The organism is Phenylobacterium sp. (assembly GCF_004297125.1).
Taxonomy (GTDB): Bacteria; Pseudomonadota; Alphaproteobacteria; order Caulobacterales; family Caulobacteraceae; genus Phenylobacterium.
Map to the genome: position 1 here is coordinate 158132 of NZ_SCVD01000019.1, position 12678 is coordinate 170809.

General features: G+C 70.5%; 14 protein-coding genes. 6 read left to right on the forward strand and 8 right to left on the reverse strand.

All coding sequences use genetic code 11. From position 1 onward, the window contains the following. Positions 1-55 precede the first annotated feature (55 nt). Positions 56-793, forward strand: coding sequence for an AcvB/VirJ family lysyl-phosphatidylglycerol hydrolase (locus tag EPO51_RS09065; protein ID WP_293349032.1), 738 nt, complete (start codon positions 56-58; stop codon positions 791-793). 3 nt (positions 794-796) lie between these two features. Here EPO51_RS09065 and EPO51_RS09070 read toward each other — a convergent pair whose 3' ends face one another. The 3 genes from EPO51_RS09070 to EPO51_RS09080 all read right to left on the reverse strand — a co-directional run bounded on the left by EPO51_RS09070 (position 797) and on the right by EPO51_RS09080 (position 3166). Next, on the reverse strand, positions 797-2032 hold the full coding sequence (locus EPO51_RS09070; RefSeq protein ID WP_293349035.1) for a S1C family serine protease: 1236 nt from the start codon (positions 2030-2032) through the stop codon (positions 797-799). A gap of 93 nt (positions 2033-2125) precedes the next feature. Further along, positions 2126-2467: a VOC family protein gene (locus EPO51_RS09075; protein WP_293349038.1), complete on the reverse strand. Its 342-nt coding sequence runs from the start codon at positions 2465-2467 to the stop codon at positions 2126-2128. A gap of 36 nt (positions 2468-2503) precedes the next feature. Next, positions 2504-3166, reverse strand: coding sequence for a class I SAM-dependent methyltransferase (locus EPO51_RS09080; RefSeq protein ID WP_293349041.1), 663 nt, complete (start codon positions 3164-3166; stop codon positions 2504-2506). 118 nt (positions 3167-3284) lie between these two features. Here EPO51_RS09080 and EPO51_RS09085 point away from each other — a divergent pair, with 118 nt between their 5' ends. Both EPO51_RS09085 and EPO51_RS09090 read left to right on the forward strand, forming a co-directional pair. Continuing rightward, complete coding sequence (locus EPO51_RS09085) at positions 3285-5180, forward strand: ATP-binding response regulator (RefSeq protein ID WP_293349044.1); 1896 nt, start codon at positions 3285-3287, stop codon at positions 5178-5180. Between the two features lie 33 nt (positions 5181-5213). Further along, complete coding sequence (locus EPO51_RS09090) at positions 5214-5573, forward strand: MmcQ/YjbR family DNA-binding protein (protein ID WP_293349047.1); 360 nt, start codon at positions 5214-5216, stop codon at positions 5571-5573. Here EPO51_RS09090 and EPO51_RS09095 read toward each other — a convergent pair. Both EPO51_RS09095 and EPO51_RS09100 read right to left on the reverse strand, forming a co-directional pair. Continuing rightward, positions 5563-6555 carry a fatty acid desaturase family protein gene (locus EPO51_RS09095; protein ID WP_293349050.1) on the reverse strand — a complete coding sequence of 331 codons (993 nt, stop codon included), beginning with the start codon at positions 6553-6555 and terminating at the stop codon, positions 5563-5565. The two genes, EPO51_RS09090 and EPO51_RS09095, sit on opposite strands and share 11 nt — an antisense overlap. Beyond that, positions 6555-7175 (reverse strand): TetR/AcrR family transcriptional regulator C-terminal domain-containing protein, encoded by a 621-nt coding sequence (locus EPO51_RS09100; RefSeq protein ID WP_293349053.1) that lies wholly within the window; start codon positions 7173-7175, stop codon positions 6555-6557. The genes EPO51_RS09095 and EPO51_RS09100 overlap by 1 nt, the downstream gene beginning before the upstream one ends. Before the next feature lie 185 nt (positions 7176-7360). On the opposite strand from EPO51_RS09100, the gene EPO51_RS09105 reads away from it, so the two are divergent. Then, a complete protein-coding gene (locus EPO51_RS09105; RefSeq protein WP_293349056.1) occupies positions 7361-7507 on the forward strand; it encodes a hypothetical protein in 147 nt (48 codons plus the stop codon). Here the strand turns inward: EPO51_RS09105 and ubiA are convergent. Beyond that, positions 7504-8421, reverse strand: a complete 918-nt coding sequence (ubiA, locus tag EPO51_RS09110) for a 4-hydroxybenzoate octaprenyltransferase (RefSeq protein WP_293349059.1) — start codon at positions 8419-8421, stop codon at positions 7504-7506. The genes EPO51_RS09105 and ubiA overlap by 4 nt on opposite strands. Positions 8422-8814: 393 nt before the next feature. On the opposite strand from ubiA, the gene EPO51_RS09115 reads away from it, so the two are divergent. Together EPO51_RS09115 and EPO51_RS09120 are read left to right on the forward strand one after the other, a co-directional pair. Beyond that, on the forward strand, positions 8815-10605 hold the full coding sequence (locus EPO51_RS09115; protein ID WP_293349062.1) for an ABC transporter ATP-binding protein: 1791 nt from the start codon (positions 8815-8817) through the stop codon (positions 10603-10605). A 53-nt stretch (positions 10606-10658) separates the two neighbouring features. Further along, a complete protein-coding gene (locus EPO51_RS09120) occupies positions 10659-10808 on the forward strand; it encodes a hypothetical protein (protein ID WP_293349065.1) in 150 nt (49 codons plus the stop codon). A gap of 159 nt (positions 10809-10967) precedes the next feature. On the opposite strand, the gene EPO51_RS09125 is transcribed toward EPO51_RS09120, so the two are convergent. Together EPO51_RS09125 and EPO51_RS09130 are read right to left on the reverse strand one after the other, a co-directional pair. Beyond that, positions 10968-11342, reverse strand: a complete 375-nt coding sequence (locus EPO51_RS09125; RefSeq protein ID WP_293349068.1) for an endonuclease domain-containing protein — start codon at positions 11340-11342, stop codon at positions 10968-10970. Positions 11343-11432: 90 nt separating this feature from the next. Beyond that, positions 11433-12632: a winged helix-turn-helix domain-containing protein gene (locus tag EPO51_RS09130; RefSeq protein ID WP_293349071.1), complete on the reverse strand. Its 1200-nt coding sequence runs from the start codon at positions 12630-12632 to the stop codon at positions 11433-11435. Between the last annotated feature and the right edge of the window lie 46 nt (positions 12633-12678).

A 12678-nucleotide genomic window follows, 5' to 3' on the forward strand; every position in this document is an offset into this window, starting at 1 on the left:
GGCTTTTGAGGTTGGCGAGAGGTTCCGTACGGCTTGTCGCGCCTAGGGTTGCGGGATGAGCGTCGTCACCCTTCGCGCACCCCCCGGCCGCCGGACCCCCTTGCGCCTGTTGCTGGCGCTCGTGGCGGCGCTCGCGCTCGCCGCCGCGGCGTCCGGGGGTTGGCTGTGGCGCCAGGACGACCGCCTGCCCGCGGCCGTGACGCCAGCGGCGGGCGGCGGCGACACCCTGGCGGTGATCTATTCCGGCGACGGCGGCTGGGCGGCGATCGACCGGGGCCTGACCGACGGCCTCGTGCGGGCCGGCACGCCGGTGGTCGGTTACAGCTCGCTGCGCTACTTCCGGACGGCCCGCACGCCCCAGGACGCGGCGGCCGACCTCGCGGCGTCGCTGCGCCGCTACATGGCGGCGTGGGGCAAGCGGCGGGTGATCCTGGTCGGCTATTCCTTCGGCGCGGACGCCCTGCCGAAGATCGTCCCGTTCCTGCCGGCGGACCTGCGCGCGCGGGTCCGGCTGGTGGCGCTGGTGGGCCTGGAGCCGCGGGGCGAGCTGCAGGTGCATCCGGGAAGCTGGCTGAACATGGCCGGGCGGGACGCCTACGCCGTCGCGCCCGCGGTGGCGGCTCTTCGGGGGGCGCCCATGGTCTGCATCTACGGCAGCCGCGAGACCCGCTCGATCTGCCCCGGCCTCCCGCCGGCCCTGATCCGGCGGGTGGAACTGCGCGGCGGCCACCACTTCGACCGCGACTACGCGGCCATCAGCCGGGCGATCCTGCAGGCCCTGCCGAGGGCGTAGGCGCTAGGACGCGGGCGTGAGCGCCAGCGCCTTCAGCGCGTCGGCGATGGGGATGAACAGGTTGATGCCGACGGGGGCGCCGCTGATGTCCATGCCGGAGACGGTCATCCCGAGGACGCTGCCCGCCTCGTCGATCAGGGGCCCGCCGCTGTTGCCGCCATTGATCGTCACGTCACTCTGGATATACGGCAGGCCTTCGTAGGTCCGGGTCGCGGAGACGACGCCCTTTGTGACAGAACCCTGGAACTTGGCGTCCAGGGGGGTTCCGATCGCGAACACGGCCTCGCCCAGTCCGGCCGGCGTCTCGCTGAGGGCCAGCGGCGTACGGTGACCGGGATCCGCCTTGATGATCGCCACATCGCGGCGCGCGTCAGAGCGCAGCACCTCACCGACGGTTTCGGCTCCGTCGCTCCAGCGCACCTTCACGTACTTCGCCCGCCCGACGACGTGGTGGTTGGTCAGAAGGTAGCCGTCGCTCGAGATCAGGAACCCACTGCCCAGACCATCGCCGGTGAAGACCGACGCGACCGCTTCGGCCGCGCTGGCGATCGGCCGCTTCGCGACAGCAGCCGGGCGGAACGGGAGCGGCGATAGGGCGGTGACCGTTGGCGCCGTGCCAGGCGCGCTGGTGATCAGTGCCCGGAACTCCTCCGAAGCCAGGAGAGCTTTCACGTTTTCGCGGAAGGCGGCAAAGAAGACGCGTTCGATGCCGTCCTCCAGCACCTTGCGTTCTTCGCCCCCCGCCTCGGTCGGAACGCGCTTCACGACCTGCCGAGCGAGGGTGTCGAACACCTGCCACTCCACGGACATTCGCATGCGGCCGTTATACGGAACCGGCCGATACTCATATGAGCCGCAAAACCGGCCATCCATGGCCGTGATGAGCGCAGCAACCTGATATCGGTCACCGCTGGGCCCGCTGTCGAAGAGGTTCACGGTTGAACCGCGGAGGAAGCCTGCGCGAGTAGCTTCCTCTCGAAACACCGATGCCATACGAGCGCTCTCAAGCTCCCAGTCGGCGGCTTTCCATTTCACAGGACGTGGCAGCAAAATCGCGCTGGGCGCGAGCGAGCAAGTTAGTGTGCTCGTGCCTTCATAGGCCCATGTCGCGCCTTCGCTGATCTGGAAGGCGCCGCGCACGAATGACACCGATTGGGCCGGCGAATTCGCGGGTAGCGGCGCAACCTGCACCGGCGGCGGCAAAACGAATGCAGGGGCCGCGAACGCGCCTTCTGCCATACAAAGGCCCACGGCAATGGCCGCAACCGTCCACCCAGCAACCCTCATCGTTTCCCCTTAGCCCGAATCCGATGCAGCCAGTCTAGGTTGCAATCAACCCTCGCTCCACACCGCCATCTCGTTCCCCGCCGGGTCGGCGAAGTGGAACCTGCGGCCGCCGGGGAAGCTGAAGATCGGCTTGGTGATGGTTCCGCCGGCGGCGCGGACCTTGGCCTCCATCGCCTCCAGGTGGTTGGCATAGAGGATCACCAGCGGCTTCTGGACCGCGTCGTCCTGGCCGGTGTGGAATCCGCCGTCGAGGCCTTCGTTGAACGCTGCGTACTCGGGGCCGTAGTCGGTGAACGACCAGCCGAAGGCCGCGCCATAGAAGGCCTTCACCGCACCCAGGTCGCCGCCGGGCAGTTCCACATAGTCGACCTTGCCGTCTTCGCGCATCAGAAAGTTCCTTGTTTGTTCCACGCTAGACCGACGTCACGGCAGAGTCCAGACGCAGGTCTTCTTGACCTCCATGTCCTCCAGCTCCCGGGTCGTCTGGACCTGATACTCGGCCAGCTTGGTCAGGCCCGAGCGGGGGAAATAGCTGCGGCCGGGATCGCCGATCAGCACCGTGGCGCCGGCGGCGCGCGCGGCGGCCAGCCAGGTCATCACCCGCTCGGCGAGCGGCTTCTCGTAGCAGATGTCGCCGGCCAGGATGACCTGGGCCCAGGCGGGCGGCGGGGCGTCCAGCAGATTCTCGCCGGTGAAGTCGACGTCGACGGCGTTGGCGGCGGCGTTCAGCTCCAGGGCCGCGCCGCAGAAGACGTCGATGTCGGCGGCCAGCACGCGCGCCGCGCCGGCCCGCCTCGCCGCGATCGCCACCAGGCCCGAGCCGGAGGCGAAATCGACCACGGCCTTGCCGGCCACGACCTGAGGGTTGTCCAGCAGGTAGCGGGCCAGCGCCTGGCCGCCCGCCCAGGCGAAGGCCCAGAACGGCGGCGGCAGGCCGATCTCGGAGAGCGCCTCTTCGGTCATCCGCCAGATGGGCGTGATCTCGTCGGCCAGGTGGAGCTGGAGCTCAGGCGTGTGCGGCGGGCGCTGCAGGCGCGTGTGTTCGAGGATGAAGCCGCGGCGGGCCTCCGGCGTTTGGGGGATCATCCGCGACTCCTCGCCGCACCCGCGATCCGGAGCAACAGAGATTCCCACAATTTGCCGGCGATTAAGGTTTGCCTGAGAACGGTGAAGCTCGACGGGGGCTGCCCGAGGGGCTGGCGGTATGGGCTTGTTCAACCGCGCAGAAGCGCGAACGGCGGGAGCGGTGGGCGGCGGCCTGGAGGCCCGTGTCGTCGCGATCGCCCTGATGTCGACCGTCGTGGCCCTGATGGCCGCGTTCTCGGTCTACCAGTACAAGAACTGGGACGCCGACCGCGCCGAGTTGGCGAAGGACTCGACGCAGCTGGCCCAGGCGATCGGCGCGGCGGCCCACAAGGGCCTGACCTCCGGCGACGCCGAGGCTTCGATGATGGCGTCGCGCCTGCTGGACTCCAGCGGGAACGCCGTGGCCGCGGCCTATTCGGATCTCTCCGGCCGCCGCGTGCAGTTCGGCAAGGCCGCCGGCCTGGCGGCCCGGCTGAACTTCAAGGGCGTGAAATCCGTGCAGACCCACTTCCGGGCCGGCGGCCTGGAGGTGCGCGCGCCGCACTACGTGGCCGGGCGTCGGGTGGGCGAGGTGGTGCTCTGGGTCGACGACCGCGAAGTGCTGATGGAGAGGCTGTCCAACATCTCGATCGCGCTGGGGCTGTCGCTGCTGGCGACCCTGGGGGCGGGGCTGGTGGCGCGCCGGCTGGCCCGCACGGCCCTGGCGCCGCTGCGGGCGCTGGACGAGGCGATGGAAACGGTGGCGGCCTCGCGCGACTTCAGCGCCCGCCTGCCCGTCGCCCGGGACGACGAGGTGGGCCGGCTCACCCGCAGCTTCAACCGCCTGCTGGGCGGCCTGCAGGACTACGACTGCGACCTGCGCGGCGCGATCCAGGAGGCGTCCGACGCCTGCGACGAGGCCGAACGGGCCAACCGGATGAAGTCGCAGTTCCTGGCCAACATGGGCCATGAGCTGCGCACGCCCCTCAACGGTGTGCTGGGGATGACCCAGGCGCTGCTGCTCGACGACCTGTCCGCCGGCCAACGCGAGCGGGTGGAGGTGATCCTGAGCTCGGGCACGGCGCTGCTGACCGTGCTGAACGACGTGCTGGACCTGGCCGACATGGACGCCGGCACGGTGAGCATCGAGGCGGCGCCGTTCGAGCTGGAGGCGGTGATCCGCCAGGCCTGCGAGACGGCGGTGACCCTCGCCGAGTCGAAGGGGCTGGAGCTGGAGGTCGAGATCGACGCGACCGCCGCCGGCGCGTGGATCGGCGACGCCACCCGCCTGCGGCAGGTGCTGTACAACCTGGTGGCCAACGCGCTGAAGTTCACCGCCGCGGGCCAAGTGCAGGTGCGCGCCGAGGGCGAGGGCGGCCTGGTCATCTCGGTGACCGACAGCGGGATCGGCATCGCGCCCGACGTGCTGCCGCGGCTCTTCGAGACGTTCACCCAGGGCGAGGGCGAGGCCACCCGCCGTTTCGGCGGCGCGGGCCTGGGCCTGTCGATCTGCCGCCGCCTGGCCGGGCTGATGGGCGGAACCCTGGAGGCGCAGAGCGAGGTGGGCCACGGCAGCGTCTTCACGATCTGGCTGCCGCTGGAACGCGGGGCGCCGGGCGCCGAGGCGTCCGCCGCGGGAACCCATGTCGCCGACCTGCGGGTGCTGGTGGCCGAGGACAACGAGACGAACCAGCGGGTCGTGCGCACCGTGCTGAACGCCCTGGGCGTCGATCCGACCGTGGTGCCCGACGGGCGCGCCGCCGTGGAGGCCTGGGGCCGCGGCGACTGGGACCTGGTGCTCATGGACATCCAGATGCCGGTGCGCGACGGCGTCACCGCCACCCGCGACATCCGCCGCATCGAGGCCGAACAAGGCCTCAGCCCCACCCGCATCGTGGCCCTGACCGCCAACGCCCTGCCGGCCCAGGTCAGCGAGTACGAGGCGGCCGGCATGGACGGGGTGGTGCCCAAGCCGATCATGATCGACCAGCTGCACGCGGCCCTGGTGGAGGCCTTCGAAGGGAAAGCCGCCTAGGCTTCGAAGGGAAGATCGGCGAAGCTCGACGCCATGCTCGCCGCCGACCCCGACGCCGTCGAAACCCGCCTACGCACCGCCTGCCTGGCGCTGCCCGAGACGGGCGAGAAGATCAGCCACGGCATCCCGGCCTTTTCGGTGGCCGGCAAGATGTTCGCCTACTTCCGGCACGACCACCACGGCGACGGCATGACCGTGGTCTGCGTGAAGACGACGGGCCGCGACGAGCAGGAGTTGCTGCTGGAGGTCGATCCGGAGACCTACAGCCGGCCAGCCTATCTCTATCCGTCGGGTTGGATCGCGGTCAGCCTGTCCGAGCCGGACTGGGGCCTCGTCGAGGCCCGGCTGCTGACCAGCTGGCGACTGGCCGCGCCGAAGCGGCTTACTGAATGACCGCCTTCACCACGCCGCGTTCCTCCGGCGTGGCGCCGCCGCCCCGGTCCTGCCTGGCGGGCTTGCTCGACGCCTGCCGCAGCACGTCCAGGTAGCTGGGCGCGGTGAGCATGCCGGGCATCACCCCCTTGGCCTTCAGCAGGCGATGGGTGCGGGGCAGGTTGTAGCAGGGCACATGCATGAACATGTGATGCTCGCAGTGGTAGTTCACGTAGTAGGGCGCGAGGAAAATCCGCTCCAGGAGGTTGGCCCGGGTCGTGCGGGCGTGGCGCAGCGGGTCGGGCTCGTCCTTGGCCACGCAGGCGTGCTCGGCGATGTTGCGCAGGCGGGTGATCATCGGCAGCCAGGTCGCCTGGGGCAGGAGCCACAGGACGGGCCAGGCCCACCAGAAGCCGAAGGGCGCGGTGACGGCGACAGTCACGACCATGCCGGTCAGGAACCGCTTCCGCGACACCACGGCGTCCTTCAGGATCGGCAGCAGGGGCTCGCCGGGCTTGCGTTCGCGCAGTCGCTTCACCAGCCCCGCCCAGCGCTGCTTGTAATAGGTCTGGCCGGTCAGATCGCGGACGATCTTGCGGCGCAGCGACAGGCGGGTGATCGGGAACGGGGCCGACAGGCCCAGGTCGGGATCCTCGGCCTGCTGGGCGAACCTGTGATGGCCCAGGTGATAGGTGCGATAGGCGACCAGGCCGCCCGGCGTGAGGTTGTCGCCCAGGAAGTCGTTGACCTTGAGGTTCGGGTGCAGGGCGCCGTGGGCAGCGTCGTGCATCAGGATCGCCAGGCCCAGTTGGCGCGCGCCGATGATCATCACCGCGACGGGCACGGTGATCGGGAACGCCATGGCCATGGCCGCGGCCAGGCCGATGACGATCCAGCCGTGGGCGACCAGGGCGGGGCCCTTCCACGCGGACTTCTTCGCCAGCGGCGCCCACTCCTGCGGCGTGAAATAGTCCTTCGGAGCGACACGGGCGGCGGCGGGCATCAGGCGGCTCCGGCTTTGCGGGCGGGTTGGTGGCGCAGCAGGGCGATCATCTCTTCGACGGCCTCGGCGACGGTGGCCTCGGTGGCGCCCTCGCGCAGGGCGACGCCCAGGGCCAGGGTCCAGAACCGCCGGGCGGTGGTGGCGGCGTCCTCGCCGCCGGCCCAGCCGCGGCTCTTACGGGTCTCGGCATAGGCCCGATCGCCCTCGGCGTGCAGCCGCTCGAAGGTGCGTTCGACCAGGGGCGCGAGATCCTGGCGGCGGCGGGTCAGCGACAGGGCTTCCACGAACAGCGCCAGGCCCGGAGAGCCGATCACAGTCTCGACCAGGCGGCGGTTGTAGTCCGAGCCGCTCCGGGCGCCGGCCGCCGCGACCTCGGCCTGGCGCGCCACATAGAGCACCTCGCGGCAGGCGGCCTCGACGAACAGGGCCTCCTTGGTGCGGAAGTAGTAGGTGACCTGGCTGGGGTAGGCTCCCGCGGCGGCGGCGATTTCGGCCACCGCGACGCCGGCCGAGCCCTTGGCCTTGAACAGCCCTACCGCCGCATCGAGCAGCCGCGAGCGCATCCGCTTGCCCGGTTCGCGCAGGGTGCGCGCTGCAGCCAGGGATCGCACGTCCGCCATGGGATATTTGTATGGCATACAATAATCGGGGTCAAGGCGTCGCGCCGAAGGAGCCAACTTCCGCGCGACCCGGATGCAACCTGCGCGCTTTTGCCGCCCCCGAAACCACGTCGGCCGCGCCCCGCGATAACCAGGTCGCCACAGTCGCGGAGCAACCTGGGCCCATACGAGAGAGTGGTGGGACCATGACTGTGATCGAAGCCCTGCTGGGCAAGAAGGACGGCCCGGTCGGCGGGCTGGCGGCGCTGTTCGGGCCACGCAAGCGCAAGCGCCACGCCCTGCCCAAGTGGGCGGCGCAGACCAAGCCGCCGAAGCCGGACCAGGGCTCCTAGAGGACGCCCGCGGCCACGGCGGCGGCCAGGATCAGGCCGGCGACCGCGTTGGACTTGAAGAGCTTCAGCGCGAGCCCTGGGTCGTCCACCCGCACGCGCCGCGCCTGCAGGCCCAGGTGGACCGCGAAGGCCAGCAGCAGGATCGAGAAGCCGGGACCCAGGCGGCCCAGCACACCCGCGGCGAAGGCCAGGGCGATGGTCGCCAGGTAGAAGGCCGCGACCGCGCGCGGGGCCTTGTCGCCGAGCCGCCGCGCCGAGGACTTCACCCCCGCCAGCGCATCGTCCTCCAGGTCCTGGATCGCGTAGATGGTGTCGTAGCCCAGGGTCCAGGCGACGCCGGAGGCGTAGAGCAGCAGAGCCGGCGCCGAGATCTCGTTGGTCACCGCCGCATAGCCCAGCAGGGCGCCCCAGTTGAACGTCAGGCCCAGCCACGCCTGCGGCCACCAGGTGATCCGCTTCATGAACGGATAGGCGGCGACCAGGCCCAGCGACGCCACGCCCAGGCCGATGGCCAGCGGCGGCAGGGTGATCAGGATCAGGAACGAGACCAGGCTGCAGCCGACCAGGAACGCCCAGGCCTGCCGGACAGTGATCTGGCCGGCGGGGATCGGGCGGCCGGCGGTGCGGGCCACCTTGGCGTCGATGTCCCGGTCGACGATGTCGTTGTAGGCGCAGCCCGCCGCCCGCATCAGCGCCGCGCCGACGAAGACCAGCAGCATCAGCCACGGGTCGGGCCACTGTCCCCTGACGGCGCCCGCCAGCGCGATCCCCTGCCACCCCGGCAGCATCAGCAGCCAGATCCCCGCCGGCCGGTCGAACCGCCCCAGCTTCAGCCAGGGCCGCAGACCGGCGGGCGCATAGCGATCCACCCAGTTGGTGGGCGCAGCGTCGGGCAGGGGTGCGGCGGACGTCATCGGGGCGGCTTAGCAGACGATGCGGTGTTGCCGAAATGCCGCTCAGCGCAACCGGCGTTAACCTTCGCCGCCGCCTTCCTTGACCCTCTCCGCGACCTTGCCTAGCTTCCAGGGCTTCGAGGCTCTTGAGGGAGGTCCGTCAGAATGACAGCTGTCGCAACGACGATCTTCCCCGCGCGCTTCGGGCCGCCGCCGCACAAACACCGGTAACTCGCCCGATCCGCTTCGCTGCGCGGCCTGACTGGCCGCCCTCGCGAAGCGATCCCGTGCGCCCGTGGCCCTCCGAGCGCTTCCGCTCCGAAGCCCCGCCCAATCCATTCCTGCTTTCCGCGCCGGACCGGCGCGCGCTCCTGTCAGGAGTCCCGGTCCCGGCGCCCGTACCTGAGACCTGCCATGACCGAACACTACGAGGACGACGAAGAGACCAAGACCAAGCGGGTGCTCTCGAACGCCCAGGTGCTGCGCTTCATCGGCGGCTTCTGGCTGCGCCGGCCCGCGCTGTTCTGGGCGGCGGTGGGCCTGATGCTGGTCGCCATCGCCTTCGACCTTATGCTGCCCTGGGCCGCGGGCCGGCTGGTGGACGTGGTGGCCGCGACGCCGCGCGAGCCGCCTGAGGCCTGGCGCGCCTGGGCCATCTTCGTGGGCGTCTACCTGGCCTTCTCGCTGGTCCGGAACCTGGCCTTCCGGTTCTGGAACCCGCTGGCCGCCGGCAACATGAAGGAGATGACCGACGAGGGCTTCCAGCGCGTGCAGGCCTTCTCGGCGGATTGGCACGCCGACCACTTCGCGGGCTCCACCGTGCGCAAGCTGTCGCGCGCCATGTGGGGCTACGACATGGTGTCGGACGCCGTGGTCCTGTGGTTGGGCCCGGCGCTGGTGGTGCTGCTGGGGCTGTCGGCGACCATGGTGGCGCGCTGGCCGAGCGTGGGCCTGTTCTCCATGGCCGTGGTGGTGCTCTACATCGCCTCGAACCTGATCCTGACCGTGAAGTACGTGCGGCCGGCGAACCTGAAGTCGGTGGCGCTGGACACCCGGATCGGCGGGGCGCTGGCCGACTCCATCTCGTCGAACCCCACGGTGAAGGCGTTCGGCGCGGAGCCGCGCGAGGAGGGGCGGATCGGTGGGATCACGGCCACCTGGCGGCGGGCGACCCTGGTCACCTGGACACGGTTCATCGACGTCTGGCTGATCCAGAACATGCTGCTGGTGGTCCTGCAGGCGGGCCTGACGGGCCTCCTGATACGGCTGTGGACTCAGGGGCAGGCCAGCGCGGGCGACGTGGCCTTCGCGGTGACCTCGTTCCTGCTGATGAGCGGCTACCTGCGCAACATCGGCGAGAACATCCGCATGATGCAGAAGGGCCTGGACGACGTTGAGGACGTGGCCGCCTTCGCGATCTCGGACCCGCAGGTGGCCGACCACGCCGCCGCGCCGGCGTTCCGGGGCGAACTCGGCGAGATCGCCTTCGACCGGGTGACTTTCCGCTACAAGTCGGCGGAGGAGCCGCTCTACCAGGACTTCACCTTGATCATCGCCCCCGGCGAGCGGGTGGCGCTGGTGGGGCCGACGGGCTCCGGCAAGTCGACGTTCGTGAAGTTGCTGCAGCGGCTCTACGACGTGAACGACGGGCGGATCCTGATCGACGGCCAGGACATCTCGAAGGTGACCCAAGGGTCGCTCAGGCGGGCCATCGCCGTGGTGCCGCAGGACCCGGCTCTGTTCCACCGGACGATCGCCGAGAACATCTCCTACGCCCGGCCCCAGGCCACGGCGGAGGAGATCGCGCTGGCGGCGCGGCGGGCGCGGGCCCACGACTTCATCGCTCGCCTGCCCAGGGGCTACGAGACCCTGGTCGGCGAGCGCGGCGTGAAGCTGTCGGGCGGCGAGCGGCAGCGGGTGGCCATCGCCCGGGCGTTTCTCGCGGACGCGCCGATCCTGGTGCTGGACGAGGCCACCTCGTCGCTGGACGTGGAGACCGAGCGCCAGGTTCAGGCGGCGATGGAGGAGCTGATGGTGGGCCGCACGACCATTGTCATCGCCCACCGCCTGTCCACCATCCGCGGCGCCGACCGCATCCTGGTCTTCGACCAGGGCCGGATCGTCGAGGAGGGCCGCCACGCCGAGCTGGTGCAGAAGGGCGGGGCCTATGCCCGCCTGCACGCGGTGACCGAGGGGGCGGCTTAGGCCGGAACCTTGGCCTTGGGCGGCGGTTCCTCTCTGCGAAGAGGAGCCGCCGCATGACCGAGAAACCCACGGAAGCGCCGCACACCGTGCCGGCGGGGATCATGGACGACTGGCTGGGCAACAAGGGCCCGAACGGGGAGCTGATGCACCAGGGCAAGCCGGCCCTGGTGGTCGACCTGCCGGACGAGGACGAGGAGGAATAGGCTGCCCCCTCCGTCACGCGGCTCCTCCCCGCACCTCCCCCGCCTTGCGGGGGAGGTGCGGGGAGGAGCGGGGATGATCGCTCCTCCCCCGTCGCGAAGACGACGGGGGAGGTGGCTCGGCGCGGAGCGGCGAGACGGAGGGGGCGTAGAGCCCCATCGTCAGACTTGCCGATTCGCGCCCTGCCTCTCGAACGCAAGACTGCGAACCCAGTCGGTGACGTCCTCCGGATCCTGCAGCACCGACGACGCGGGGATCCGGACGACTTCGATCCCCTGTTCCCTGAGCCAGGCATCCCGTCGCGCGTCCCGCTCGGGGCGGTCGCCGACGTAGTGCATCGCGCCGTCGATCTCGATGCAGAGACGGGCGTCGGAACAGTAGAAGTCGAGGACGTAGGGACCGACAGGGTGCTGGCGGCGGAAGGTCGGGCGATCGGGGTCGCGGCGGCGGAGGCGGACCCAAAGCAGCTTCTCGGGAAGGGAGAGCTCGGATCGTAACCTTCGCGCGCGGTCGTGGGTTTGGGTTGGCGCTCTCATGGCGTCGTGCGGTCGCTTTGCGCCCCCTCCGTCGCGCGGCTGCGCCGCGCGCCACCTCCCCCGCGCTCTTCGGAGCGGGGGAGGAGCGAGCTACAGCGCATCGGCCAGAGCCCCTGACAGATCGCCCTTCTTCTCGACCCGCACGGTCTCCAAGCCCAGCCATCCGGCCATCCGCTTCAGCTCCTGAGCCAGCTTCACCGGCGTGTCGTCACTGGCCCACGGCTCGGCGTGGGAGGCTTGGACGATCAGGACGCCGGCCTTGCGGTCGGCCTTGAGGTCGACGCGGGCGGTCAGCGCGTCGCCTTCGAGGAAGGGCAGGACGTAGTAGCCGTGGGTGCGCTTGTCGGCGGGGGTGTAGATCTCGAGCCGGATCCGCACGCCGAACATCCGCTCGGTGCGTTCCCGGAACCAGATCAGGTTGTCGAAGGGCGACAGCAGGGCGGTGTGGTCGATCTTCCGCGGGCGGCGGGCCGCCGGGTCGAGGTAGGCCGGCTCGCGCCAGCCCTTGACCTTGATCGGCGCCAGCGCGCCGGTCTCCACGAGCTCGCCCAGGCGGGCGCGGGTCTCCCCGACGCCCATGCGGAAGTAGTCGCGCAGGTCGCGTTCCGTGGCGACGCCCATGGCCCGGGCGGCGATCGTCAGGAGCTGGCGCTGGGCCTCGTCACGGGGCGGGGTGGGCGTCTCCCGGACGGTCTTGGGCAGCACCTTGTCCGGCAGGCCATAGACCCGCTCGAACGTCCCGCGCCGGGTGGCGGTGGTCAGTTCGCCCGCCCAGAACAGGCACTCGACGGCGCGCTTGGCCTCGCTCCAGCCCCACCAGCCGCCCTGGCCCTTATGGCCCATCTCCAGCTCGGAGGCCGAAATCGGGCCACGCGCGGCGATCTCGTCCAGCACGCGGTCGAGGAACTCGCGCCGCTCGCGCAGGAACTTGGCGATGCCCTTCCAGGTGCCGACGCCCGCCTGCGCGTCGTCCATCCTCCAGCGCAACAGGGGCTGGGCGCTGAGCGGCAGCAGCGAGGCCTCGTGCGCCCAGTACTCGAACAGCGGCCGCTTCTTGCCCCAGGCGATGTCCTCCAGCAGGTCACGCGGATAGGCGCCCAGGCGGGAGAAGGCCGGGAGGTAGTGGGTGCGCGAGACGACGTTGACCGAGTCGATCTGGATGACGCCCAGCCGCTCGACCAGCTTCACCAGCTGGCGACGCCCGACCGGACCGTCGCGAGAGGCGCCGAAGCCTTGCGCGGCCAGCGCGATGCGGCGGGCTTCGCCGGCGGTGAGAGTGTCGCGTGTCATGGTTGTCCCTGAGTCGAAGGGACGAGCCTAACGATGGAACGAACGA